19 protein-coding genes and 1 tRNA gene are annotated in these 26430 nt (G+C 37.7%); 6 read left to right on the top strand and 14 right to left on the bottom strand.

What is annotated here, in order from left to right:
- Positions 1 to 73: 73 nt before the first annotated feature.
- The 5 genes from REI64_RS14905 to REI64_RS14885 form a co-directional block, all read right to left on the bottom strand.
- Complete coding sequence (locus tag REI64_RS14905) at positions 74 to 1204, bottom strand: aspartate aminotransferase family protein (RefSeq protein ID WP_308850933.1); 1131 nt, start codon at positions 1202 to 1204, stop codon at positions 74 to 76.
- A gap of 95 nt (positions 1205 to 1299) precedes the next feature.
- On the bottom strand, positions 1300 to 1659 hold the full coding sequence (locus REI64_RS14900) for a four helix bundle protein (RefSeq protein ID WP_308850932.1): 360 nt from the start codon (positions 1657 to 1659) through the stop codon (positions 1300 to 1302).
- A gap of 160 nt (positions 1660 to 1819) precedes the next feature.
- Positions 1820 to 2869 (bottom strand): N-acetyl-gamma-glutamyl-phosphate reductase, encoded by a 1050-nt coding sequence (gene argC, locus REI64_RS14895; RefSeq protein WP_308850931.1) that lies wholly within the window; start codon positions 2867 to 2869, stop codon positions 1820 to 1822.
- A gap of 40 nt (positions 2870 to 2909) precedes the next feature.
- Entirely contained in the window at positions 2910 to 4100 is a 1191-nt protein-coding gene (argG, locus tag REI64_RS14890; protein ID WP_308850930.1) for an argininosuccinate synthase, read from the bottom strand.
- Between the two features lie 82 nt (positions 4101 to 4182).
- Positions 4183 to 4878 (bottom strand): GNAT family N-acetyltransferase, encoded by a 696-nt coding sequence (locus REI64_RS14885; RefSeq protein WP_308850929.1) that lies wholly within the window; start codon positions 4876 to 4878, stop codon positions 4183 to 4185.
- 940 nt (positions 4879 to 5818) lie between these two features.
- Between REI64_RS14885 and REI64_RS14880 the strand changes: the two genes are divergently transcribed.
- From REI64_RS14880 to REI64_RS14870, 3 genes are all read left to right on the top strand, one after another.
- A complete protein-coding gene (locus REI64_RS14880; protein WP_308850928.1) occupies positions 5819 to 6514 on the top strand; it encodes a DUF4397 domain-containing protein in 696 nt (231 codons plus the stop codon).
- 228 nt (positions 6515 to 6742) lie between these two features.
- Positions 6743 to 7666, top strand: a complete 924-nt coding sequence (locus REI64_RS14875; RefSeq protein WP_308850927.1) for a DUF6607 family protein — start codon at positions 6743 to 6745, stop codon at positions 7664 to 7666.
- Positions 7667 to 7735: 69 nt separating this feature from the next.
- The gene (locus REI64_RS14870; protein WP_308850926.1) at positions 7736 to 8884 is read left to right on the top strand and encodes a M20/M25/M40 family metallo-hydrolase; all 1149 of its coding nucleotides are present in this window, start codon (positions 7736 to 7738) and stop codon (positions 8882 to 8884) included.
- Between the two features lie 40 nt (positions 8885 to 8924).
- Here the strand turns inward: REI64_RS14870 and REI64_RS14865 are convergent.
- Both REI64_RS14865 and REI64_RS14860 read right to left on the bottom strand, forming a co-directional pair.
- Positions 8925 to 8996: transfer RNA gene (locus REI64_RS14865), tRNA-Arg, on the bottom strand.
- A 28-nt stretch (positions 8997 to 9024) separates the two neighbouring features.
- Entirely contained in the window at positions 9025 to 10317 is a 1293-nt protein-coding gene (locus REI64_RS14860; protein ID WP_308850925.1) for a mechanosensitive ion channel domain-containing protein, read from the bottom strand.
- Positions 10318 to 10622: 305 nt separating this feature from the next.
- Between REI64_RS14860 and REI64_RS14855 the strand changes: the two genes are divergently transcribed.
- The gene (locus REI64_RS14855) at positions 10623 to 11027 is read left to right on the top strand and encodes a DUF559 domain-containing protein (RefSeq protein ID WP_308850924.1); all 405 of its coding nucleotides are present in this window, start codon (positions 10623 to 10625) and stop codon (positions 11025 to 11027) included.
- A gap of 159 nt (positions 11028 to 11186) precedes the next feature.
- On the opposite strand, the gene metG is transcribed toward REI64_RS14855, so the two are convergent.
- Positions 11187 to 13295, bottom strand: coding sequence for a methionine--tRNA ligase (gene metG / locus REI64_RS14850; protein WP_308850923.1), 2109 nt, complete (start codon positions 13293 to 13295; stop codon positions 11187 to 11189).
- A 39-nt stretch (positions 13296 to 13334) separates the two neighbouring features.
- Between metG and REI64_RS14845 the strand changes: the two genes are divergently transcribed.
- Positions 13335 to 14234 (top strand): LD-carboxypeptidase, encoded by a 900-nt coding sequence (locus REI64_RS14845; RefSeq protein WP_308850993.1) that lies wholly within the window; start codon positions 13335 to 13337, stop codon positions 14232 to 14234.
- A 3-nt stretch (positions 14235 to 14237) separates the two neighbouring features.
- Positions 14238 to 14645 (top strand): DoxX family protein, encoded by a 408-nt coding sequence (locus REI64_RS14840; protein WP_308850922.1) that lies wholly within the window; start codon positions 14238 to 14240, stop codon positions 14643 to 14645.
- Positions 14646 to 14652: 7 nt separating this feature from the next.
- On the opposite strand, the gene REI64_RS14835 is transcribed toward REI64_RS14840, so the two are convergent.
- The 6 genes from REI64_RS14835 to REI64_RS14810 all read right to left on the bottom strand — a co-directional run bounded on the left by REI64_RS14835 (position 14653) and on the right by REI64_RS14810 (position 26416).
- A complete protein-coding gene (locus tag REI64_RS14835; protein ID WP_308850921.1) occupies positions 14653 to 17091 on the bottom strand; it encodes a hypothetical protein in 2439 nt (812 codons plus the stop codon).
- On the bottom strand, positions 17012 to 18148 hold the full coding sequence (locus REI64_RS14830) for a DUF4249 domain-containing protein (protein WP_308850920.1): 1137 nt from the start codon (positions 18146 to 18148) through the stop codon (positions 17012 to 17014). The genes REI64_RS14835 and REI64_RS14830 overlap by 80 nt, the downstream gene beginning before the upstream one ends.
- A 1-nt stretch (position 18149) precedes the next feature.
- Positions 18150 to 20816: a TonB-dependent receptor plug domain-containing protein gene (locus REI64_RS14825; RefSeq protein ID WP_308850919.1), complete on the bottom strand. Its 2667-nt coding sequence runs from the start codon at positions 20814 to 20816 to the stop codon at positions 18150 to 18152.
- A gap of 67 nt (positions 20817 to 20883) precedes the next feature.
- Positions 20884 to 21549 (bottom strand): hypothetical protein, encoded by a 666-nt coding sequence (locus REI64_RS14820; RefSeq protein WP_308850918.1) that lies wholly within the window; start codon positions 21547 to 21549, stop codon positions 20884 to 20886.
- A 174-nt stretch (positions 21550 to 21723) separates the two neighbouring features.
- The gene (locus tag REI64_RS14815) at positions 21724 to 23232 is read right to left on the bottom strand and encodes a RagB/SusD family nutrient uptake outer membrane protein (protein ID WP_308850917.1); all 1509 of its coding nucleotides are present in this window, start codon (positions 23230 to 23232) and stop codon (positions 21724 to 21726) included.
- Between the two features lie 25 nt (positions 23233 to 23257).
- The gene (locus REI64_RS14810; RefSeq protein ID WP_308850916.1) at positions 23258 to 26416 is read right to left on the bottom strand and encodes a SusC/RagA family TonB-linked outer membrane protein; all 3159 of its coding nucleotides are present in this window, start codon (positions 26414 to 26416) and stop codon (positions 23258 to 23260) included.
- Positions 26417 to 26430: the final 14 nt, after the last annotated feature.

Here is a 26430-nt window from a genome sequence, read left to right as displayed (position 1 = left end):
GTTTAAGGTATAGGGTTTAAGGTTTTCCTGCACCGTTTCTCTATGTTATCTCGTCATTGCGAGGCGGTTTGTTTTATTTCACTAATTCAGCAAATGCTTTTAGGAAATCGTCTGCATGTTCTTTTGTCAAATTCAAAGCTGGCAATAAACGAATTACATTTGGCTTCGCTTCGCCTGTAAATACGAAATGTTTGAACAACAAATCTTTCTTCACGTGAGCTAATTCTTCTGGTAACTCGATACCAATCATTAAGCCTCTGCCACGTACTTCCTTTACTTGCTCAAATTTCTTCAACTCTTCGATTAGGTAAGTTCCTATTTCTTCAGCATTTTTCATCAAGTTATCTTTCTCGATAACCTCTAAAACTGCCAATCCTGCTGCACAAGCTAAATGATTACCTCCGAAAGTAGTACCTAACTGTCCGTGCCAAGGTTTAAATTTCGGAGCAATTGAAATCCCTGAAATCGGAAATCCGTTGCCCATTCCTTTAGCCATGGTGTAAACATCTGCATCTACACCAGCCCAATCATGCGAATAGAACTGACCTGTTCTGCCATAGCCACATTGTACGCTATCAGCAATGTAAACAGAGTTATATTCATCGCAGAGCGAACGGATTTTTTGCAAGAAACTTTTTGAAGCTTCTTTGATACCACCCACACCTTGGATGCCTTCGATAATTACTGCAGCAATTTCGTTTCCTTGTGATTTGAAGGTTTCCTCTAAAGCTACTTCGTTATTAAATGGCAAAAAGATAACGTTCTCTGTTTGGTTAACTGGCGCTACAATTTTAGGGTTATCAGTCGCAGCAACGGCCAATGCAGTACGCCCGTGGAAAGCACCACTAAAAGCGATAATTTTCTTTCTTCCGTTGTAGAAAGAGGCTAATTTTAGTGCATTTTCATTCGCTTCAGCTCCCGAGTTCACCAAAAACAATTGGTAATCTTTTTTCCCTGAAACCTGTCCTAATTTCTCTGCCAATTCTGCTTGCAAAGGGATTTTGATAGAGTTAGAGTAAAAGCCAACTTTGTTTAACTGCTCGGTTAAACGTTGCACATAATGCGGATTGGTATGGCCAATGCTAATTACCGCATGACCGCCATATAGGTCTAAATATTTTTGTCCGTTAACATCCCAAACATTGCTGCCCGATGCTTTTGTGATTTCTATGTCGTTTAATGGATATACGTCGTATAAGTTCATTCTATTTTAGGTTAAAGACTAAAGACTAAAGACTAAAGCTCCTTGCATTATGCTAATAGCGAGTTGGCTTATCGATAGTTTTAATCCAATTTTCATTAAGGTCGTAAGTGTTTAATTAAGCCTATTAACATGGCTTTAACTTCGCCCGATATTTTATATATTTCTAAATACTTGCTCTCGTCAAGATATTCTAAATCTTTGGCCAGAAAACAAGCATATTCCATTTCTTGCACTGAGCCTAAAGCATTATCAAGAAAATGAGCAAAATCTTTTTCAGTACGCCGCCCAGCTCCTTCTACAATATTAAGAGGAACTGAATATGCTGCCCTTTTCACTTGACTATGCAAATCAAACTTCTCGTGAGCTGGTGGAAAACAAGGTAAAATAACCTTATAAACATGAAGCACCATTAAGTGCGCCTTCTTCCAAACATCTAACTTTTGATAATCTCTCATTTTGTGAGCCTAAAGGTAAAAGCTAAAAGACTAAAACTTCTTGCAACTTTCATCCTTCTATTCAATTATTTTACTTTTCGACACCGTGCTATTTTCTTTTAGTCTTTTCAGCTCCCTGCTATCTTCGCTTTAGTCTTTGGTCTTTCGGCTTTAGTCTTATTTAAAAATTCGCTGCCTTCAACTTCAGCCCTGCTGTTTCTTCCAGTCCAAACATTAAATTCATATTCTGAACCGCTTGTCCGCTGGCGCCTTTTAAAAGGTTATCTATAATGCTGATGATAAATAATTTATTGCCGTGTTTTTCTAAATGAACAAGACATTTATTGGTATTTACCACTTGCTTTAAATCGATGTTTTTCCGGCTTACGTGAGTAAAAGCGTGGTTGGCATAATAGCTCTCGTACAATTCGTAAGCTTCATCTTCTGTTAAATCACTTTCAACGTACATGGCAGCCAAAATTCCTCTGGTAAAATCTCCACGTTGTGGAATGAAGTTTAAAGGTGCAACCCCTAAATCCCCTAAAGGGGACTTTTTTACCAATTGCAAAAGGCTCTCGCCGATTTCATTTAGATGTTGGTGTTCGAACGCTTTGTATATCGACAGGTTATTGTTTCTCCAGCTAAAGTGCGAAGTTTTGCTTAAGCTTTGTCCAGCTCCTGTAGAACCTGTAGTTGCATTGATGTGTACTTCGTTTTGCAACAATCCTTTTGACGCCAATGGCAGCAAACCTAATTGAATACAAGTTGCAAAACAACCTGGGTTAGCAATATTTTGTGCCGATTTGATTTTCTCTTTATTCAATTCTGGCAATCCATAAATGAAGTTACGAGTTGCAAGTTGCGAGTTATTAGCCAACCTAAAGTCTTGCGACAAATCAATGATTTTCACTTTCTCATCAATAGGGTTTGCTTCTAAAAACTTATTCGCATCGCCATGACCAACGCATAAAAACAATACGTCGATGTCTTGCGAAATCTGGTCGGTAAATTTCAAATCAGTATCACCAAATAAATCAGTGTGTACGTCCGAAATTAGATTACCTGCATTACTGCTGCTATTTACAAAAGCAATTTCTACTTCTGGATGGTTTACCAAGATACGTAGCATCTCGCCACCTGTATAGCCTGCTCCTCCAATAATTCCTGCTTTTATCATCCCTAAATCTCCTAAAGGGGACTTTGAATTTCTATCGTTAATATCTTGCTCCATAACTAAACGTTGGGTTAAGCCCCCTTTAGGGGGTTGGAGGTTATTCCCCCGAGTTCACTTTATGCCAAATCATTACTTGGTTACCGAAGATTTTAGAGAAACCTTTTACATCTTCGCCGCTCCAAGCGTTGTTCATTTCGCCGTAGCTACCAAATTTATTGCTCATTAAATCGTTAGCACTTTCGATACCGATGATATGGAAACGATAAGGCAACAACTCTACAAATACTTTACCGTTAACGGTGCTTTGTGTAGAGCTTAAGAAAGCTTCCATGTCTCTCATAATTGGGTCGTGAAATTGACCTTCGTGCAACCAGTTACCATAAAATGATGATAAGTTTTCTTTCCAGCTTAACTGCCACTTAGTTAAGGTATGTTTCTCTAAAGCATGGTGCGCTTTGATAATCACCATTGGTCCTGCCGCCTCAAAACCTACACGACCTTTAATCCCGATAATGGTATCACCAACGTGGATATCACGACCTACACCAAAAGGGGCAGCAATTGCTTGTAACTTTTGGATAGCTCTAACAGGTTCTAATCTCTCGCCATCAACTGCAACCAATTCACCTTTTTCGAAAGTTAATTCTACTTGTTTAGCTTCGGTTTCGGTTACTTGAGTTGGCCAAGCACTTTCTGGTAAAGTTTTATTGCTAGTTAAAGTCTCTGCACCACCTACCGAAGTACCCCACAAACCTTTGTTAATTGAGTATTTTGCTTTCTCCGCGGTGTAAACTACGCCATGTTTCGCTAAATATTCTATCTCCGCTTCGCGTGATAATTTCAAATCTCTAATTGGCGTGATAATCTCCACACCAGGAATTAAGATATTGAAAATCATATCGAAACGCACTTGGTCGTTACCTGCGCCAGTGCTACCATGAGCCACATAATCGGCACCAATTTTCTTTACATAATTGGCAATGGCTGTAGCTTGGCAAACACGCTCTGCACTTACCGACAATGGATAAGTTGCATTTTTTAATACGTTACCAAAAATCAAATACTTGATGCTATCGTTGTAATAGTTTTCGGTTTCATCAACCGCAGCGTGCGAGGTTACGCCCAAAGCATAAGCCCGAGCTTCAATTTCCTTTAGCTCTTCTTCAGAAAAACCACCAGTGTTTACCACTACCGAGTGAACTTCTAAATCTCTGTCTTTAGTTAAATGAATGCAACAGAATGAGGTATCTAAACCTCCGCTAAATGCTAAAACAACTTTTTTCTTCATCTTGTATTTATTTTATTATTTACCACATAGGCACATAGATTTAATTAAGTCCTATGTTTCTATGTGGTTTTTATTTTCAATTCTATTTATTTATAACGGCCAAAAACAACAATAGTGATTTTAAATCGCTGCCGCCCTTTTTCTCAATTAAACGCTGCTTAATGCGCATAAAACGTTCGTAAAGCTTCGGTTTTTTCTGTAGCTCTTCCGCAAACTCTTTGGCCGCTTCGTGTTTTTTCTCCTTCGGATCGTACAACATGGCGGTGCACATACAATTCTTGCGTTCCTTCATCTTCAAAATATCGAAGTTTACGCAGCTTTGGCAACCTTTCCAAAATTCTTCATCTTGGGTTAATTCCGAATAAGTTACAGGCTCGTAACCTAAATCTGAGTTGATTTTCATTACCGCCAAACCAGTAGTTAAACCAAAGATTTTAGCTTTAGGATACAATTTTCTCGATAGGGCGAAAATTTCTTCCTTAATGGCTTTGGCTAAGCCTTCTTTACGGTATTTTGGACTTACAATTAGTCCAGAGTTAGCCACAAACTGACCATGGCTCCAAGTTTCGATGTAGCAAAAGCCAGCCCAGGTGCCATCCTTGTGGAAAGCAATGACAGACTTTCCCTCCTGCATTTTGCCTGCAACATATTCTGGCGAACGCTTAGCGATACCCGTGCCTCTAGCTTTCGCAGACTCAGCCATCTCTTCAACTATTTCTTCTGCAAAAACACGATGTTCATGAAGTGCGACTTGCACTATAAAATCGTTATTATTCATTAATTCTTTAACGAAAAAATATGGTATTCTTGTTAATTGGGTTTTTAGTGAGGATCAATTCCTCATGGGTTTTAAGTTCCCTAGGGTAAGACTTAAATCCGCGGCGTAAAGAGTTGCCGACTAGTAGTGATATGAAATATGGGGTGTAAACGTTCAATAAAATAACCGTTAGTTGCCATGTTTTTGGCATCTAAAACAGATAATTTATGTACAATTTGTTTACTCATTTTTTAATCGAATCAATTGTATTGAATTGATTGTGGCGCAAAGGTTTAAATAAAAAATGAGTTGTGCAATACAATTCGCATTTTTTTACATTTTGTTTATGATTTTTTAACGTGATTAATGAGTAAGGATAAAGGAGTAAAGACTTGAGTTTCATAATTTAATTTGAAAAGCAAGGTAAGTAATACTATTTAGGTTCAGTCCCGCTACTTGGCTCATACTGCGCTGCCTGCCCCGATACCCATCGCGGGGGCCTTAGCCACAAGGCCGGTATCCGCCAGTATCGGGTTTAGAAGGCAAAAGTCTGCTCACGGCTTTGCGCCCTTTGCGTAACTCTTCTGTTCTTCGCGTTTTATTTTACCGCAAAGGTTTTTCAAAGCTGACGCAAAGTGACGCTAAGAACAAACTACGTGGAAGCGTCATTTTGTTATTGTTATGCACAGGTTTAAGTTAGTTAAACCCGATTGAAGCGGATGCCGATTTATCGGCAGGAGCGGAAAGCGGGGCTAGCTAATCCAAGAGGAATTTGCAATCATTTTCAAATGTTAGCTTACAATATTATTTTTCAAAACGTTGTAGCAAAACATGCAAACCAAACGTATTGATAAATACCAATGCTAGGTAATTGGTCATTTAACAAAGTTTAACATCATACTAAAGCCGATAAAACCAATATTTGTATATTTGAAACTAAATCGATTATCAATTCCTGAACATGAATAAATTTTCCCTAAAAACCTTATACGCTCTTTTTGCAATTGTAACAGTAACCCTATTAGCCGCATGCGGAAAAGGTGACAATGAAGTACCTAATTTTGGCTCTTTAAGTGTTTACAACGCATCACCGTCGCTTTCTACTTACGATGTTTACATTAATGGATCGAAATTAAATACGGCAAATTTGCCTTATGGTGGTGGCGTAAAATATACCCAATTATCTCAGGGTACTTACGAAGCTAAATTTAATGTCGCTGGAGAAACGGCAGCAGTTTATACCAAAACAGGTATTAGCGTTGCCAACAATAACTTCTCTACGCTATACTTAACTGGCACAGCAGGCAATTTTGACGGTTTGTTGTTAACAGATGATTTTGCTAACACTTCGGTAGAAAAGGCCTATGTTCGTTTCATTAATTTATCGCCCGATGCTGCAGCGTTAGATTTACATATTAAAGATGCTACAAGTAATTTAATATCAAACAAAAAGTACAAAGAATACAGCGGTTTTACTGCAATAGATGCGGGTTCGGTAACTTTCGAAATTAAGGAAAATGCTTCTGGAACTGTAAAAACTACTTTAGAACCTACAACGTTTGTAAAAGCTAATTTTTACACCATTATTGCCGGCGGCAAAGTGACTGCGGGTACGAATGAAAGACTTTTTAACGGACAGATTATTCAGCATAGATAACGGCCGAATAATAAAAAATTGATTTAAATCCCAAGCAGGAAACTGTTTGGGATTTTTGCGTTTAGGGACTGATCTTCTTCTAATATTTAAATTCGGCAGTATAAGCAGAAGTAGCCTCTTCTCTTTCTTTATTTAGAATAATTAAAAATAATTTGTTTATCAGAAATATTGCTTGTTAATTTGCATCTGTTTGGAACAATTCTAAATAGCATACACAATTATAAGACAATGAAGAAATTACAACTTTTGGCAATCCTACTATTATCTGGAGTATTTGCCAATGCACAAAACAAGCTGGAGCAAGATCGTAACGCAATTAAAGCTTTAGCAGGCTTTTATAAAGTGAGTTTTAACTACGCGGAGACATTTTCGCCGGTTAGGGAATATGAATATCATGGCAGACATCGTTCTTCTGCAAAGGAAATTGCCATTATTGTTGAAGATTCACCGAAGAAAATTGTAATTCAGCATTTGTTGGTAATGAGAGGCGACAGCATGATTATTAAACACTGGCGTGAAGACTGGACATATGAAGACCCGAAAATATTAGCTTTTGATAAGGAAGATACTTGGAAAGCTATAACGCTAAAACCTGCTGAAACTAAGGGCAAGTGGACACAAAAAGTATTTCAGGTAGATGATAGTCCGAGGTACCAAGCAATTGGCACTTGGGTGCACGTTGATGGCAGATCACAATGGTTGAGCTACGCAGATTCGCCGCTTCCTCGTCGTGAGCACACCGAACGTAACGACTATAATGTTTTAAACCGCCGCAACTTTGTGTATTTAACGCCAACGGGCTGGATGTTTGAACAAGACAATAAAAAAATGTTGCGCAAACCAGGACAGCCAGATGAGCTGATAGCACAAGAAAAAGGTTTGGAAGAATTTGTAAAAACTGACCCTGCTTCTTTTGCCTATGCACAAGAATGGTGGAAAAAGAACGAAGGTTTCTGGAAAGATGCCCGTGATATTTGGGACAATGTTTTTGCCGCTAATGCTGTAATTAAACTAGCGCCTAAAGTAGATAACAAATTACTTTATGAGAAATTCTTCGCAGCTAATGCGCAGTCGGTTAAAGAAAAATGGACTTCGGCCAAAAACAAAGAAGAAATCACAAAAATCATCAATGCCTATTTAATTAAAGGCTAGCTTTTTAAAAGCACTACAAATGCTTTGTGTCGACAATTTTATATATTGTAGGCACAAAGCATTTTTCGTATGTATCGTTTCGTAATCAGCACTGTCTTTCTTCTTTTTGGTTTAAATGGTTTAGCACAAGATTTGAACTATGCTAAAAAGACCATCAATACCTTAACCTCTAAAAAATATTGGGGACGTGGCTACACGAAAAATGGCATGGCAAAAGCCGCTGATTTTATTGAAAAAGAGTTCCGAAAATCTGGCCTTTCTCCAATTAACGGTTCCGATTTTAAACAAAACTTCAGCTTTTCAGTAAATACTTTTCCATCGAAAATGGAGGTAAAATTAGACGGAAAGAAACTGTGGACAGGAAGAGATTTCATTGTTCACCAAGCTAGCAAAGGCGCAATGTTAACTGATAGCCTGCTGAAAAAAGATAGCTTGACTTATTTGGGTAAAAGTGGAACCATCGTTTTAACCATACAACCTAAATTAACTTGGTCGGTTTCGCAGCAAGATGCAGCATACACCGTCATTGAGGTAGACAAAAACGTGATTACCGCTGCTCCAAAAGTGATTGAAGTAAATATTAAGAACGAATTTATACCTTCTTTTACTGCCGCAAACGTTGCTGCTATGGTGAAAGGAACAGCAAATCAAGACTCAGTAATTGTTTTTACCGCACATTACGATCATTTGGGTGGAATGGGCGACAGAACTTATTTCCCTGGGGCAAACGATAATGCTAGTGGTGTGGCTATGCTTTTAGATTTGGCAAAGTACTATGCCGCTAATCCACCAAAGTACAGTGTAATTTTTATTGCTTTTGCTGCAGAAGAAATTGGGCTGCTTGGCTCTAAATACTTCACAGAAAACCCACTGTTTCCACTTAAGAACATCCGATTTCTTTGGAATTTAGATTTGCTAGGTAACGGCGATGCCGGCGCTACCGTGGTGAATGCCACTATTTATCCAAAAGAATTTGCTTTACTGAATAGAATTAACGATAAGCACAAATATTTGATCAAAATTAACCCAAGGGGAAAAGCGGCTAACAGCGATCATCATTTCTTTACAGAAAAAGGAGTGCCAGCATTTTTTCTTTACACGCAGGGAGGCGTAAGTGCCTATCACGATGTGGATGATATTGCCAAGACTTTACCATTAACCGCTTACGAAAATCTGTTTAGGTTGTTTGTGGATTTTAACATCGAAGTAATGAAGTAAAAAAAAGCACCAACTGTTTTCTGATTGATGCTTTTAAAAGTAGCCCCGAGCAGAATCGAACTGCTATCTAAAGTTTAGGAAACTTCTATTCTATCCGTTGAACTACAGGGCCAACTGTAGGCGCAAATATATAAAATTATCTAAGCTCTATCTATCTGATTTAACATTTCCAATTGTTTCACATCACCCGAGCCTTCCGCTTCGTAAATCTGTAAACCAAAGTATGGCGCAGCAGCAATAATATGGTCAAAAATATCGGCCATGATATGCTCGTACTCTGCCCAAATAATGGTATTGGCAAACACATAAACCTCTATTGGCAAACCATGTGGCGTAGGGGCCAATTGCCTTACCATAATGTTCATCTTTTTGTTGGTGCCCGAGTGGCTAGAAATGTAGTTATCAATATATTTACGAAACAAGCCTGCATTGGTCAGGTTTCTGCCATTAATCAACAAGCTTTTATCGGCATTGGTGCGGGTGTTATGTCTTTCGATATCCCTTTGGCGATGTTGGATATAAGAACTCACCAATTGGATTTGCTCAAATTTGGTCAATTCCTCTTCTTTTAAGAAACGAATGCTCGACTGCTTAATGTTGAGTGCTCTTTTAATCCTCCGTCCACCAGATTGTCGCATTCCACGCCAATTTTGAAACGAGTCGGAAATGAGCGAGTACGTAGGGATTGTAGTGATGGTTTTATCGAAGTTCTGCACTTTTACCGTAGTAAGGTTGATTTCTAGAATATCGCCATCGGCACCGTATTTGGGCATGGTAATCCAATCGCCAATGCGCACAATATCGTTGGTAGTTACTTGTATGCTGGCTACAAAACCCATAATGGTATCCTTGAACATCAATAAGAGCACAGCTGATATCGCCCCCATGGCGGTAAAAAATGCCACTGGCGATTTTCCCGTGAGGTTAGAAAACAGCACTACCGTACCAAACAAGTACAATAAAATCCGGATGACTTGCAGGTAACTGTCCATCGGTTTACCCTTAAAACCTGGCTTCTCTTTGAGCAAATCGGCACCAGCTTTAATCACCGCCATCATTACCCAAACTACTACGAGTACCAAATAGATATCGCACAGACCTAAAAGCAGTTTGTTAATTTGCTGGTAATCGTGAAATACGATAGGGATGGTTAAATACAGCACCATGAGCGGCGCAATCAAAGAAAGATAGTGTGGTGCTTTGTTTTCTAGCAAAAATTTGAAGAAAGGAATATCCGCTTTGCGAATAGTTTGAATAACGATTAAGCGCAACAAGCGCCTTACAATGTAATAAATGATGTAGGTAATAACGAGGGCGAGTGCCAGCAGGGTAAGCGCATTGACAACTGCAGCGGCATTGGCCGATAATCCTAGGCTTTTAAAGAAGCTTAAACTAGCACGACTGAAATCTCGCAAGTAATTGTTTAATTCCATATCGTCGCAATATAAGGGTTTTGATGGGAAGTAACGAAGGGTGGGCGTAATACTCTTGTTAATAAATGCCCTCCAAGAACCTCGTAATTTAAACAGCCATTGCAGTTGGCAGAGCTCGGCTTATAAGTTTAAACACCCCGGTCTACGACCACCCCTCTAAAAGAGGGGAATTATAAAAGCTTAAAGTAGATCCTTTCTCGACCCGTTGTCTTTAGAAGTTACTCGCAATTCCCCTCTTGTAGAGGGGTGCCCAACGGGCGGGGTGTTTTTGTACACAAATCATTAACTTTAAGCAAATCTACATTATGAATATCAGTATCAATGATGAACCCATTAAATCATCGCCCAAACAAAACCTTCCCTATAATCCCCAATTAAAAGCGAGGGCTAAAGAGCTACGTTATACAGGAAACCTTCCCGAAGTGTTATTTTGGATGCAGGTTAACAGGAAGCGGTTTCACGGTTTAGATTTTGATAGACAACGTGTAATAGGAAATTATATCGTTGATTTCTATATCAGACAGTTAGGCTTAGTAATCGAAATAGATGGAAAAAGTCATGATTTTAGTGGTGACTATGATGAACAGCGAGAGAGGTATCTTATTGCCTTAGGACTGAAGGTTTACCGCATTACTGTTAAAGATATCTTGAAGCGGATGGTTTTTGTATTGACTGGACTGGAAAATTACATTGTTGAGCACTATAGGTAAATGTTTACCCTATGGGTGATAGATTTTGCATTTACATAATCCTAGTTGCATAAAACACCCCGCCCTTCGGGCACCCCTCTACAAGAGGGGAATTGGCTGCCAAACAAAACAGCCCATTGTATTTAACAACGGGCCGTTTCTATATCATATCTCACCAAGTTACCTCACTACACCACCATTTGTACTCTGAGCAGTTGGGCCAACAAAACTCAATTTTCCTTGCGCATCTTCTGCCATTAAAATCATTCCCTGCGAAACAATTCCTTTGATTTCCCTTGGTGCCAAGTTGGCTAACAAACTCACCTGCTGACCAATAATATCTTCTGGCTTGTAATGTTCTGCAATGCCCGAAACTACGGTACGCTGGTCTAAACCAGTATCTAAAGTTAGCTTTAGCAGCTTTTTGGTTTTCTCTACTTTTTCGGCAGCAACAATGGTAGCTACACGGATATCCATTGCACCGAAATCTTCGAAAGTAATATTTTCCTTCGCCGGAGCAACGGTGGCATTTGCCGCTTCGTTTTGTGCTTTGCTATTGTTTAGCTTATCAATTTGCGCTTGTACTTCTCCATCCTCAATTTTGCTGAACAACAAAATAGGCTCGTTAATTTGGTGACCGCGTTTTAATAAACTCACAGAACCTGCATCTTCCCAAATATGACCGCCGTAGTTCAACATTTTCTGCAATTTATCTGCGGTGAACGGCAAGAACGGCTCAATCAGAATTTCTAAGTTCGCAGCAATTTGCAAAGCGATGTTTAGGATCGTTCTTACCCTATCTTCATCAGTTTTAATCAATTTCCAAGGCTCGGTATCTGCCAAATATTTATTACCTAGCCTTGCAACGTTCATTACCTCGGTTAAAGCCTCTCTAAAACGATAATTCTCAATCGAAGCGCTAATCTTAGCAGGATAAGCTTTCAGTTCTTCAATTACAGCATTGTCGATGTCGGTCAACTCCATGCAAGTTGGCACTTTACCATCGAAATATTTGTGCGTAAGTACGGTTACACGGTTCACAAAATTCCCGAAAATCGCTACCAGCTCATTGTTATTCCTTGCCTGAAAATCTTTCCAAGTAAAATCGTTGTCTTTGGTTTCTGGAGCTGTAGCCGTTAATACATAACGTAAAATATCTTGCTTCTCTGGAAACTCCACCAAGTACTCGTTTAACCAAACTGCCCAGTTTTTAGAGGTCGATATTTTTTGACCTTCCAAGTTCAAGAACTCGTTTGCAGGCACATTATCCGCCAGTGTAAATTCGCCATGCGCCATTAACATGGCCGGGAAAATGATACAGTGGAAAACGATGTTATCCTTTCCGATAAAGTGCACCAATTTCGCATCCTCACTTTTCCAATACTCCGCGTAATCAAATTTGTCTACACTATTTTGGTCGATGTAGTATTCCTCCGCCTTCGGGTTCCAAACATCCAATTTGGCGTAGTTGGCAAGTTCCTTCGTGGCAGAAATGTAACCAATCGGCGCATCGAACCAAACATACAAAACTTTCCCATCTGCACCTTTCACAGGCACTTTTACACCCCAGTCCAAATCTCTGGTCATCGCCCTTGGCTGCAAACCTGCATTTAACCAACTTTGGCACTGCCCATATACATTTGGTCGCCATTCTTTGTGGCTTTCAATATATGTTCTTAATCTTTCTTCGTATTTATCTAATGGCAAAAACCAGTTCTTGGTTTGTCTCATTACTGGAGGTTCTCCAGACAAAGTCGATTTTGGATTGATTAAATCGGTTGCGTTCAAGGTACTTCCACAGCTTTCACATTGATCGCCATAAGCATTTTCGTTGCCGCATTTAGGGCAAGTACCTGTGATGTATCTATCTGCCAAGAAAGATTGTGCTTTCTCGTCATAGTATTGCTCGGTAACTTCTTCGGTGAACACGCCATCGTTGTACAATTTCTCAAAGAAATCTTCAGCAGTTTGGTGGTGTGTTAAGGACGAAGTACGGTGGTAGATATCGAAGGAAATCCCGAACTCCTTAAAAGAATCGCCAATGATTTTATGGTATTTATCTACTACTTCTTGTGGCGTGATGCCTTCTCTCTTCGCTTTTAAAGTAATAGGCACCCCGTTTTCATCAGAACCGCAAATGAATTTTACGTCTCTTTTATTTGAGCGGAGATAACGCACATAGGTATCTGCAGGCAAATAAACCCCCGCTAAGTGACCAATATGCACCGGACCATTGGTGTAAGGCAAAGCTGCCGTTACGGTATATCTTTTAAATTTATTATTATCCAAAACAATTTATTTATTTTGGCAAAGATAAGCGTTTTTAAGATGATTAAACAGCCACCATATTTAAAAAAGGGAGATAAAATTGCGATTGTTTGTCCGGCAAAGAAACTTCCTAAACCTATTGATAAAGGAATTGAGATTTTACAAAGCTGGGGACTAGAAGTTGTGCTGGGCGAAACTGTTACGGCAGCGCACCACCAATTTTCTGGAACAGATGAACTGCGAGCAAAAGATATCCAGACTTTTTTGGATGACTCTTCGATTAAAGCCATCATTGCGGGTCGTGGTGGTTATGGTACTATCCGCATTATCGATGAGTTAGATTTCACTGCCTTTAACCAACACCCAAAATGGCTAATTGGCTTTAGCGACATTACCATTCTACTTTCTCATGTATTTGCTCAGTTTGAAACTCAAAGCATTCACGGGCAAATGCCTTATACCTTTGAAGACAGTACTCCCGAAGCTCTAGAAAGCCTCAGAAAAGCTTTGTTTGGCGAGAATGACACTTATGCTTACCAAAGTGATTTCGCTTGTAGAGAAGGAAACACAGAAGGAATTTTGGTGGGTGGAAATTTAACTTTGTTACTTGCTGTAGAAGGTTCAGTATCTGAAATGAATTTCGATGATAAAATTTTGTTTATTGAGGATGTTGGTGAACACGAATATTCGATTGACAGGATGATGCGAGTGCTCAAGCGTAAGGGCAAATTAGCTAAACTTAAAGGATTGGTGGTCGGTGCGTTTAACGAAATTGGCGAAGAAAGCATTTACTTTGGGCAAACTCCAGAAGAGGTAATTTGGGACTTAGTAAAAGAGTACAATTATCCAGTAGCTTTCCTATTTCCTTCTGGCCACATTGCCGATAATAGGGCAATGGTTTTGGGTAAAGACGTATCTTTATCCATCACAAACAACAACGTAACATTCAAATACATTTAACACATGGCAATCTTCGACACGTTAGGCAAATACCGCAATACAGGCTTATTAATTTTAAGAATTGGCTTAGGCGCTATGATGATGGTTCACGGCTTACCAAAAATTATGGGTGGCCCAGATAAATGGGCTGCATTAGGTGGCAGTATGAAGGTAATTGGCATTAACTTTTTGCCTACTTTTTGGGGCTTAATGGCTGCCCTTACGGAAGGCATGGGTGGTTTTCTCTTGTTGCTGGGGCTGTTCTTCCGTCCGGTAAATATGCTATTGGCATTTACAATGTTGATAGCAGCACTTGTACACTTTGGCAAAGGCGAAGGTATTATGGGTGCTTCTCATGCCATTGAAGTTGGCATTGTATTTTTTAGCTTGATTTTTATTGGTCCGGGGAAGTATAGCGTGGATAAGAAGTAGGACAAACCTACTTCTTAACTTCTATTTTAAATGTGTTAAAGCCCGGCGTACCATCTGCTGAAACGCCTTGGATAACGCCAATGTAGGTTCCCTCTAAATCTGGAGTGTAAAAACTCAAGCTTTTAGTTTTACCGCCTTCAAGCATAATTGAAGGATTCCAATAGACTGCACTTTTGAAATTTGGCAACGAACTGTTTAATTCAGAGTCAGAATCATAGCGGGTTTCTACAAAGTTCCTCTGAAGCTGTAACCCTTCAAAATCAATTATTATTGCATTAGGATTAAGTTCGAAATTTGAAACGTTAGCTTTTTTACTTAAAAAATGAATTATTCCGTGATAGGTTTGACCATTGTAATAGTACTTTTCTGTGATTAACTCAAGTTTATAGATATCGTCTGTAGATTTAGACATGATTTTTTTAAGATCAAAATATGGAACACCGTCATATAATACCAATGGATTTTCACTTAGGAACTCTTTACCTCCAATAATTTTAAGATTAAACTCCTGTTGTCTTTTAAGAACAGTAACTTCACTAACATACTCTCTTAATACGTCTTCTAATGTATTAAATTTTGTATACTCTGCGAGTATGTATGATTTGTCAGCCTTATTGTAAAACATAGCTGTATCAGCAGTATATGGTGTTTCTTTAAAAGACTTCAGATTATAAAACGTCTCCACTTGTTGCGCAAAATATGGATCCTTAAATAGCTCAGATGAATTAAACTCGAGGAGGGGTAAATTAGATACCATTTGTTCTTTATTCATATTCTGATAAAAAGAACTATAAAGTGAAATCTTAGACGTACTATCCTTAGTAAAATCCGACTGAATTATTATCTCATGAGATCCAGTTAATTTCCCAGGATTAAACAGAAAATTTCCAGAAGAATCTGTAGCCGTATGATAAAAAATGTCAGGCTTACGTGTAGATGTCAAATAGACCGGCAAGCCCTTTTCTGAACTTCCTTTAGAAGAAGTTAAATTTCCAGATATTAGATTACCGTTATATTCAGGTAAGAATTTTAAGATTCCCTCTTTGCTCGTTTTCCAGTTAAATCTACGCCAGCCTTGCGTTAAAAGAAGGTCATCCAAATCTCCAATTTTTGATTCAGACAAATACACTGAGGGATTTTCAATCGTTTCTTTTAACTCCGAAGTAAGATACATGTAAGTAACTATGTCTATTTCTTCAGTTTCAGGCAAGGCATTTAACCTATAAACTGACATAGAAGCATAACTTTTCAGCGATTCGCTTTTCAATCCAATTTGCTCAGGAGTTATAGCAATTTCAACCTTTTTTCTAGGAGCATACAGGTTATTGGCAAAAAGATTAAGGTTTAATCGTTTCGTGATAGGTTTATAAAAGATTCGCTCAGCCACTGGACTTCCTTTACTATCGAAAATTGTAAGTATATGTAGTCCCTCATTTAACTTTTCCTTATCTAATATTAACCTCGTTTTACCTTGGGTCAAATTATTTTCTGAAGCAAACACCACCTTTCTCCCATCATGAACTATTGAATAAACAGTATTAATGTTTGTGTTTGTAGATATAGTAAAATCCCACTGGGTAAGATTATCTTTTAGCATTATCGAGTAACCATTTTTTTCAGTTGAAGGAAGTTCCTTAATAATAATTTCCTTTTCCTTTGAAGTACAAATTAATTTATACTTTTCAGAAGATTTGGGATTCAATACAAATTTACCGATGCCAGAAGTAGTAGTTTTTACTAATGACACAGTGTCGTTCTTATTATCGATTATTGCTCCCGTTACTGCTACACCTTTACCTCCACTGTTTGTTATTTTAAAAGCGACGTTAGCTGACGTATTATCAAGCAAAGCTCCTCCTTCGGGGAAAAAACTTACCTTATATTGCTCTTTACTTTTATTTTTATGAGTTGTGAGATTATTTATATTAAATATATTTAATTTCTGCTCGTAGAAAATATCAGCGCCTCCATTTTTCATAAGATTTGTATATACCCTAAAAAAGTACTGCCCAGTACCTAAAGAGCTTGGCAATCCTAAATATCCGTCACCCATGCCATTTTCTAAAGAAACCATTACTTGTAATTTTGGTTCCAGTTTTTCGGTCAACAACTCTACATAGGCAATCTTACTTATATTACTAAGTAAACCATTTGATGTGTTAAAATTGTAAATTTTGAACCAAATTGTTTCGCTAGTTAGATAGTTAGGTTTATTTAGATGGACGTATACTTTATCGTTATATGCACCTTGTCCTTTAACAAATTGTTGCTTAAGCTTAGGTAGGTACTGTGACCAGGCCAACTGGACAGAAAGCAAAAGAAACACTACTATTTTTATAATATTACGCGTCATTATTTTTGAAAATTTATTGCCAAAAAGCTGGTCTTCTATTTGTTCCTCTAGTAGTACAATCACCGCATTTTCTTGCTGTACTTGAATAACCAATTACAGTTCCGAACGGACTAAAAATCTCTTCCAATGGCACATAGTTTGGATTAGAAAATATGCTAGCCTGATTTGATGGAATAGTATCTGGGGGGGCGCACTCTACTTTAGAATCGACTCTCCAAACTGGTATTTCAGCTTTTGAAATAAAAATTCTCTTGCTCTTAACTTCACCTACACTTATAAATCCTAACACTGGTTCGGAAGGATTTTTAATATTTATTAGGTTTCCTGTCAACTGCGATGGTAAAGCATCGAATATAGTTCCCAAACTTTCGGTATTTCTTCTCAAATTTTCCCAAAAGTCGAATGCATCTCTAGTTAGAACAGATTGCTTGATAAGAATACTATATTTATCAGATAACTTTTCCGAATTGTGTGGAATAAATGTTATGGGTTGTTTATTTATAACATCATTAGAGAGCTTAATAGACGAGCCAAGGACAATATTAGTAGAGTTAGCAGTAGCCCAACATTTGTAAATATCTTCTGTACTTCTGTCACGCAATCTTATGCGACCAGATTCCCAAACAATTGTTGAATTGTATGTTGCATAAAAAATCCAGGTTTCTTCAAAATTCCATCTATAGTAGCGTGAATTGTTAGTGTTATCTCTAGTATTAAGATACACTTGAATTCCATCTGGTTTAGCCTCCCAACTAACATCATCTATTTCCGGTGTAACTCTAGCCTCCAAAAAGTCTGTCAAATATTCAGAACCTTTAGAAATTATTCTTAATCGATATTTTCTAGATGGATCTAAATTGAGTACAGCAGATTCGTAGTCGCCCATGCCTTTTTCAACTAAGGGATATACTTGATTTGTGTTACTCTCAATAGTTATTTTGGCTCCATTTTCGGGAGCCAGGCTACCTTTCTCAGCAACTGGTACTGTCCTACTCAATTTAATTTGCGTACGCACAGCTCCTAGGCTAATCATTCCTTCCACTACTAACAGTTTACTGTTAGTATCCTTAATCTCGGGCGTAAATCTTTCTTTGCACCCAAAAGTTGATAGTAGAATTATTACGAAAAAGTATCTTACAAAGATTTTCATATTAAAATCTGATATTATAATTAACAAATGGAATTGCTGTTGCAAATATTGATAGATTGTAACCATTAATTGCTCCGGCCTCTTGTGTAAAATAAGTAGAAAAAACATTTCTTCTTCCTGTTAAATTATACACCCCAAAGGTCCACGAATTATGTGTCAATTGTTTAAGTTTATGGTTACCTTCAATATTAAATGATGCATCCAGTCTTAAATAATCAGGTATACGATAAGCATTCCTGTCTGAATAATAAACCCTGTCACTTCCGCCATATTGATACTTAGCCACTGGCAATGTAATTGGCCTTCCTGTGCTATAAGTAAAATTAAGAGAAAAATGATAACGCTGCTTTATTTTATAATTTCCTGTAAAATTAAATGAATGAGGTTTATCATAATTTGCAGGATAATATTCTCCATTATTCACTAATGGACCTACGTTTACATCATCCATTTTTAGTAAAATACGTGAGTAAGCGTAGCTCAACCAACCATTTAGTTTACCAGTGTTCTTCTTAACAAAAAACTCTATTCCATACGCTTTACCCCTAGTATTAATAACATCCTGTTCTATATTGTGATTCAGCACCAAATTGGCACCACTTTTATAGTCAAGAAAATCTTCTAATCGTTTATAATAGCCTTCTACAGACGTTTCAATTGTTTGTGCCGCAAAGTTTTTATAAAGCCCTAAAGAAACTTGTGATCCTTTTTGTGGACGAATGTTCGGATCGCTTAATTTCCAAACGTCAGTTGGAGATATTGCAGTAGTATTAGATAGTAAGTGAATGTACTGTCTTAAAGTATTATAGGAAGCCTTAACTGACAAATCGTTTGTTATAATGTATCTACTTGATATCCTTATTTCCGGAGCGTGATAAGTTTTTATAATTTCATTACTTTTATGATCTATAATATCCGTTATATTAACATCTGCTTTAGGTACATTATCGGCATAATACGCCATTCTTCTAGGGCCAAGAGCATTAAAAACGGAATACCTTAAACCAAGGTTTAAAGATAATTTTTCTGAAACTTTAAATTCGTCTCCAAAAAATATCGCTGTTTCTAATGCCTTTTCCTTTTGCACTATATCTGTTGCCACTAAAGACTGGGCCCCTAAAGGCAGGAATGTGCCAGGTGCTAAACTATAGTGTGTAGACGAAAGACCAAAATTAAATATATGTGAGTCGTTAAAAACATACTTAAAATCGCCCCTTACATTTACTTGATTAATACTAAAATCCAACGAATAGGCATTCACCGGGTTTTGGTCACTTTTTATATCGTATTCATAATTATCAACAGCTGTTTTAAAAACACCATTTAGCTTAGCACTAAATATCTTCTTCCACTCCAAAGAAGCATTTCTATTGCTATAGTTATAACTAGTGTCAGAACTTAATTTAAAGTTATCTTTACTGTGATAGGCGGTTAAGTTTATTTCATTGTTCTTGTTAACAGTATGGCTAACGCCTAAATTGAAATCATAAAATGACGCTTTACTGTTTTTATATTCATCTGGAAGCAAATCTAAAAGCCAGTTAGAATAAGTTGCCCTGCCTCCAAATATAAACGATGTATTGCCGCTATCTATCGGCGCTTCTATGTTGAAGCGGCTTGTGATCATCCCTATACCGGCAGAACCTTTCAATTTAGATTTATCTCCCTGTCGGTTTTGCACTTCCAGTACCGACGATAAACGTCCACCAAACTTCTCTGGGATAGTGCTTTTGTATAATTGCACTTCTTTTACTATATCTGGATTAAAAGCTGAGAAAAAGCCAAAAAAATGTGAGGGATTATATATTGTTGAATTATCTAAAAGAACTAAATTTTGATCTGCTGATCCTCCCCTTACATTAAAGCCAGTACTTGCCTCGCCAACAGATTGTACCCCAGGTAATGTTAGTACTACCCTTAACACATCTGGTTCACCAAACACCGCTGGTACCTGCTTAATATTTGCTATGCTAAGCTTATTTACTCCCATCTCCAGATTCTTCAGCGTAGATCCCCTTTGAGATAAAATTCTAACTTCTCGCAGAAGCTCAACATTTTGCCTAATTTCAATATTCAACCGTCCATCTGCGTAAAGCATCACCTGTCTTCTTGCTGTCTTATATTCATGCGCAGAGATATCAATATAATTCAAACCAAGTGGCAAAGTTATCGAATAGAGTCCTTCATTATTTGAACTTACAACTACTTTTCCGTTCGCAGAGGAAATCCTTGCATTGGGAACTACAGCCTTAGTAATTTCATCTATCAAATAACCAAAAATTGTAGCAGTACCGTTCTTAACATAACTGTTGCGTAAGCCCACTTCATATAATTTATTAAAAACCTTGGCGCCATCAGTTGATTCTGTAGTAGACCTAACGTCGTTATCATTTTTTGTATAATCTAATACATTAGCTGCGTATGGTTCAATTTTAACATCTTTGGTTACAAATATCTCTCCACCATACTCCGTATAGTAAATTTCAGACTGGTTCAATACAGCTGCAAGAATTTGTGAAATGGAGTTGTCTTGAAAAGTTTTTGTTACAGTTATACCATTTAAATCTTCCGATCTATAAAAAATTCTAACGCCAGATTTACTCTCTAACTCTTTAAGAACTACAGTTATTGGGGTATCGTTAAAACTAACGCTAAGTTTCTTTGTCAAATCTTGAGCGAATAGAAGTATTGGAAGCGCAACCAACAATGTTGTAACGCAATACTTTAACCTTAAGTTAATTAGACAAACTATCATAAAATTTGCTTAAATTATTGAGCGTTGAAACTGGGTCTTTTTTGAAATTAAGATTATTTTGTTTAGCATATTTTCTCAATTCAGATTTATTAGATGGGAACAATTTAGTGAATGAGCTTTCGCGGCTAATTTTATGAAGTTGACCTTCCTTAGTTAAAACAAAGTATTCTGTTTTCAAAGGAAATTCTTTTCTAGCGCCATATGTATCTATTATCTCTTTTACTTGCTTTTTTTGTTTTACCAAGACTTGAATGGTGCCACTATAAGTTTGCTCGTAAAAACCTAAATTTACTGGCTCTCCACTATCATTTCTTAGTTTAAGGTTTACAAACTTCTTATTCTGAAGCTTAAATGATGCCACTCTGCTTGTAATTAGACTAAATTCTGCATAACCTTTTGGCAGAATGCTCACTAGTATTTCCTGTGCCATATCGTACATCAAAGGCACATCAGAAAAATGAAAGCCATCATAATCAACTTCTCCCTTTACGAACTCTATCTTATCACCTAGGTAGGGGTTACCTATCAATTTTCCTCCAAATCCAATATAAGATGGTCCATTGTAAAGTCTGATTTGCGGAGACATACGGTTGTTAAACTCTGTAATCAATTTTGCTTCAGCGGTATCGATTACATTCTGAGCCATTGTCGATCCGGCTTTTAAGAATAGTAATAAAAATAGACTTATAAACTTCATTAGGCTAAAAACCGTTTTTTATTTGTTTATATAAAGACTGTGTAGACTAAATAATTAGTCAAGAAAAAACCCAATTGCAAAAAGCAATTGGGATTTTTCTTAATTATGAAGTATACGAGTATACTAAGGGTTTTGTGGTCCAATATTAGGATTATTATCTATTTCAGACCTAGGGATCAAGAATAAAAATCTATTATCGCCAGCCGGTATAAACATCACGTTATTAACAGACGTTGCTACATAGTTAGGCACTGCATTACGATCTAAAGGCAAATGCAATCTCTTCAAATCCAAATACCTAAATCCTTCGCCCCAAAGCTCTACCCTACGATTAACCATAATTTCATCAATCAAAGCTTGTCCAGAATTAGTAGACAATACCGCGGTAAGATCTCTTTTACTAACTAAAGCGAATAATGCAGTTCTAGCAGCAGCATCTTGACCACCTGTTCTTGCATACGCCTCAGCTAAAATTAGGTGCATTTCTGCACTTCTCATCCAAGGCACATCGCCTAAAGATGGATCTCCAACAGCTTTAACAGAGAATTTTCTACTCATGTAAGGGGTTCTAACAAATGCTGTAGTTGGAAGCGGAAAATTAGCTGCAGTTGGCGCAGGTTCCCACATTTTCTTTCTTACATCATTAGCTCCAATCAAATTATATAGTGCAGAGTTGATCCTTTTTGGAGTACCACGCTGATAGGTAGTATTTGCATTGTAAGCAATTTGAGCATAAAATGATCCAAAAGTATCACCTTGTTCAGTTGTAGGATTAGCACCCCACATATATTCAGAAAGTGCAATATTGTTGAAACCTGTTTGATAATCTGCTTGACTCATTAGAGGATAAGCATTACCATCTACCACTTCTTTTGCATATTTGATTGCGTTAGGATAATCTTGCATTGTTAAAGCAACTCTAGCTCTTAAGCCTTTTGATACCCATACATTAATGTGGGTTTTATTAGGAACTGCAGTTACATTTAATGCAATAGCTTCATCTAAATCTTTCACAATTTGCGTGTACACCGTCTCTACACTTACCCTAGGCATTCTAGAATCTGTTGGCAATAAAGGCAATGGCACAGCCAATTGATTGTTTGGCTTTGCAGCAGCGTCATAACGTGTCCCATAAAACTGTACTAAGTAAGAATAAGAATATGCTCTAAGCGTTAACGCTTCGGCTTTAATTCGGTTTCTTTCCGCTTGAGTACCTTCAGCAGCATCAATGTTTGCAATGATATAGTTTGCATTACCTATCATACGGAAAAACGTACGGTAGTAATATTGGTTACTTCCGGCATTGTCTGTTCTGGGAGCTAAGTAGTTACCTTCTCCCGTTGAAGTAAACCAAGTGGCATTAGCTTGATGCAAGTCTTCGCCCATGTGGTCAATTCCCAGTAAGATACCGCCCACCCCAGGTTTACCCTGCACATTACTGCTGGTAGCAGTTGTTCTTTCAAACATATATCTATAGATACCATTTAATGCCACACTTGCATTCGCAGTAGAAGTAAAAATTGCGGTGTTATCTACCTGATCTGTTGGTGCTGTTTGTAGATAATCTTTCTTGCAACCAGACATTGCAAGTAAAGAACTAGCTAACATAGCACTGTATAATATTTTTTTCATATCTCTTGATATTTAAATATAAAAATTAAAATGATGCGTTAAGACCTACACTTAAAATTCTCGCTTGAGGGAAAACCGTAGAGTTATTTCCATCAAATGACTCTGTTGGGTTCAAACCTTTTCTCTTAGAGAACAAATGTAAATTTTCACCAGTTACAAACAATCTAGCGCTCTTTACATCTACTTTACCCAACCATGCCTTAGGTAAGTTATACGCTAAATTGATGTTACGTATAGCTAAATAAGAACCATCTATTAACCAACGTGTAGAAGCGGCATTGATGTTATTAGTGTTACCAATATCATATCTAGGAATGCTGCTTCCAGTATTTGTCTGTGTCCAAGCGCTCTGTAAATCTTTATGTAATGCTCCGCCATAAGATGCACCGCCCATTAAGCCTGCATAATTTCCATCATAAAATTTACCACCTATTTGATAGTTCAATAAAACAGATAATGAGAAATCTTTATAGCTAAAAGTGTTGTTTAACGAACCAATCATATCTGGAATTGCACTACCAGATCTAGCAAATAAAGCGTTCGACTGTACAGTTACGTACTCTACACCATTAATTGTTCTTTTCGCAGATGCAGCAATAGTAGTAGTATAATCAGGCACATAAAGTGCTGAACCATCTGAAGGATCAACTCCTGCATATTGTCTTAACCAAAACTGATAATAATCGTAACCCGCTTCTCGTCTCTTGTTACCACTAATGATTTGAGGTGTTTCAGCTGGCAATTTTGTTACTCTATTTTTAAGGAACGTAGCATTGGTTACCGCTGTCCATTTAAAATCAGCTGTTCTTACGATATCACCTCCCAACATAACCTCAAAACCTTGGTTATACATTGAACCAACGTTCTGTCTAATTGATGTTACAGGATCTGAAATTGGTTGTGGAACACTAAACAATAGGTCATTTACATTCTTTCTGAAGAACTCGACCTCACCAAATAACCTATTTTTAAATAATGAGTAATTCAAACCAACGTTCAGTGTATTTTGAGACTCCCATTTAAGTTCTGGGTTGGCAGCACTAGCTAATAAGGCACCAGGCTCTACACCACTATTCCAGCCCAACTCATAGAATGCTCTATCTAAGTAATAACCATCTAACAAGTTATTACCTACTTCACCATAAGAAGCTTTTAGTCTTAAATCATCTAACCATTTAACACCTTGGAAGAAATCTTTGTTAACAGCCCAACTAGCGCCTAACGAATAGAAAGTTCCCCATCTTGCATCTTTTGCAAACCTAGAAGAGCCATCAGTTCTTAGTGAAGCATCAAAGAAATACTTACCTTTAAAGTTGTAAGCAAATTTTGAGAAATAAGACTCAATTCTATCATTGTCCGCTTGACCGCTAGAAGAATTGTTATTTACAAAGTTTGCAAACTCAGTATTCCCCTCTAAATTCAATTGCGTCCTGCTAGCACTAAAAATCCTATAACCATAGTCATAATTCTCGTGACCTACTAAAGCAGAAAACGTGTGGTCTTGAATCTGCTTGTCGTAAGTTAAGATTTGGTTAAAAGTATAACTGGTAATTGTTGAGTTATTTTGCGACTTGTAACCTTTTTGCGTTTGTCCATCACCCACTGTAGGATTCCAATAAACATTGTTATTGTTATTCCTAATATCAATACTAATTGAAGGTGTGAATTTAAAATCTTTCAAAAATTTCACTTCTACGAAAGATCTAGCACCTAATTGATTTCTTCTAGAAATATTTTGGTTCAAAAGGGTTTCATACAATACATGTCTACCTGGTGAAGCACCTTGAGGACGAGTAAGTGCACCTGGGTGCAATCCATAATCATACCATTGTGCATTAGTCAAATTATTGAAGATTGGTTGACCCGCGGCATCGAAAGCTCGTACTGGATAGATTGGTCCCATACCTCTTGCAAAACTAAAAACGTTTACGAAACTCGCTCCGTTACCAGTAGCAGCATCACTAGCGTTGTTTACATTAGAAAATACACCCGATAAGTTTAAGCCAGATCTTAACCAAGGCTTAATCTGAGCATTTACGTTCATTCTCGCATTAAATCTTTTAAAATCAGATCCAATAATGAAGCCCTGATCATTTAAATAACCTAAAGACACATAATAATCTGATTTGTCATTACGACCAGATAAACTCACGTTAGCATCTGTACGCTTACCAGCTCTAGTCATTGGCTCATACCAATCGAAATCATTATACAATAATGTTGCAGCAGGGTTTAACTTACCATCTGTACCCACTAATTGAGCACCAGGCACATTGAATGGATTATAAACCAAGTTAGTGTAAACATCTGCAGAAGCCTTAGTAGCAGCTGCTGCTTCTGAAAGAGCTGGAGACGCAGTATACATTAAGTTATTTTTAATACCCTGCCATACCAATGGATAATACTCATAAGCGTTTACCCTATCGTATTCAGGAATACCCCTTTCCGAATAACCTTGCACAATGTTCGCCGACAATTGAGGTTGAGCAGACTTACCTTTCTTAGTAGTAATGATTACCACACCATTTGCTCCCCTAGAACCATATAAAGCTGAAGAAGAAGCATCTTTTAACACAGACACGCTTTCGATATCGTTTGAGTTAATATCACCAATACTACCATCGTAAACGGATCCATCTAATACGTATAAAGGACTGCTAGATGCAGAGAAAGATCCGAAGCCTCTAATTCTTACACCCGCAGATGCTCCTGGCTGACCATTAGATGATAACACAGTGATACCTGGCGCAGCACCTTGTAAAGCTGCGGTTACGTTAGTAATAGGTCTATTTTCTAGATCAGCTGCACTAATAGATGAAACGGAACCAGTAATAGCTTCTTTCTTTTGCGTTCCGTACGCAACAACAACCACTTCTGATAAACTTTTTGCATCAGTAGTAAGTGAAGCATTCACCACATTACTAGCTCCAATTGCGGCATCCGAAGTAGCAAAGCCGATAGAACTGAATTCTAGTACTTTCGCTGACGCTGGAACAGACAAAGAGAATCTACCTGTCGAACCGGTAGACACTCCAATATTAGTTCCTTTTACCTTAACACTTACGCCCGGCAAAGGCAAACCATCTTCTTTTGAAGTAACTGTCCCCGTGATTGTCCTATTTTGCGCTATAGCTGCTGTGGCTACGAATAGCAAAATGAACAAACTTTGTAGAAGTTTTTTCATAAATTAATAAAATT

This window comes from Pedobacter sp. (genome assembly GCF_031119335.1).
In the GTDB taxonomy this organism is placed as follows: domain Bacteria; phylum Bacteroidota; class Bacteroidia; order Sphingobacteriales; family Sphingobacteriaceae; genus Pedobacter.
This window is presented reverse-complemented; position numbering and strand designations above follow the sequence as displayed.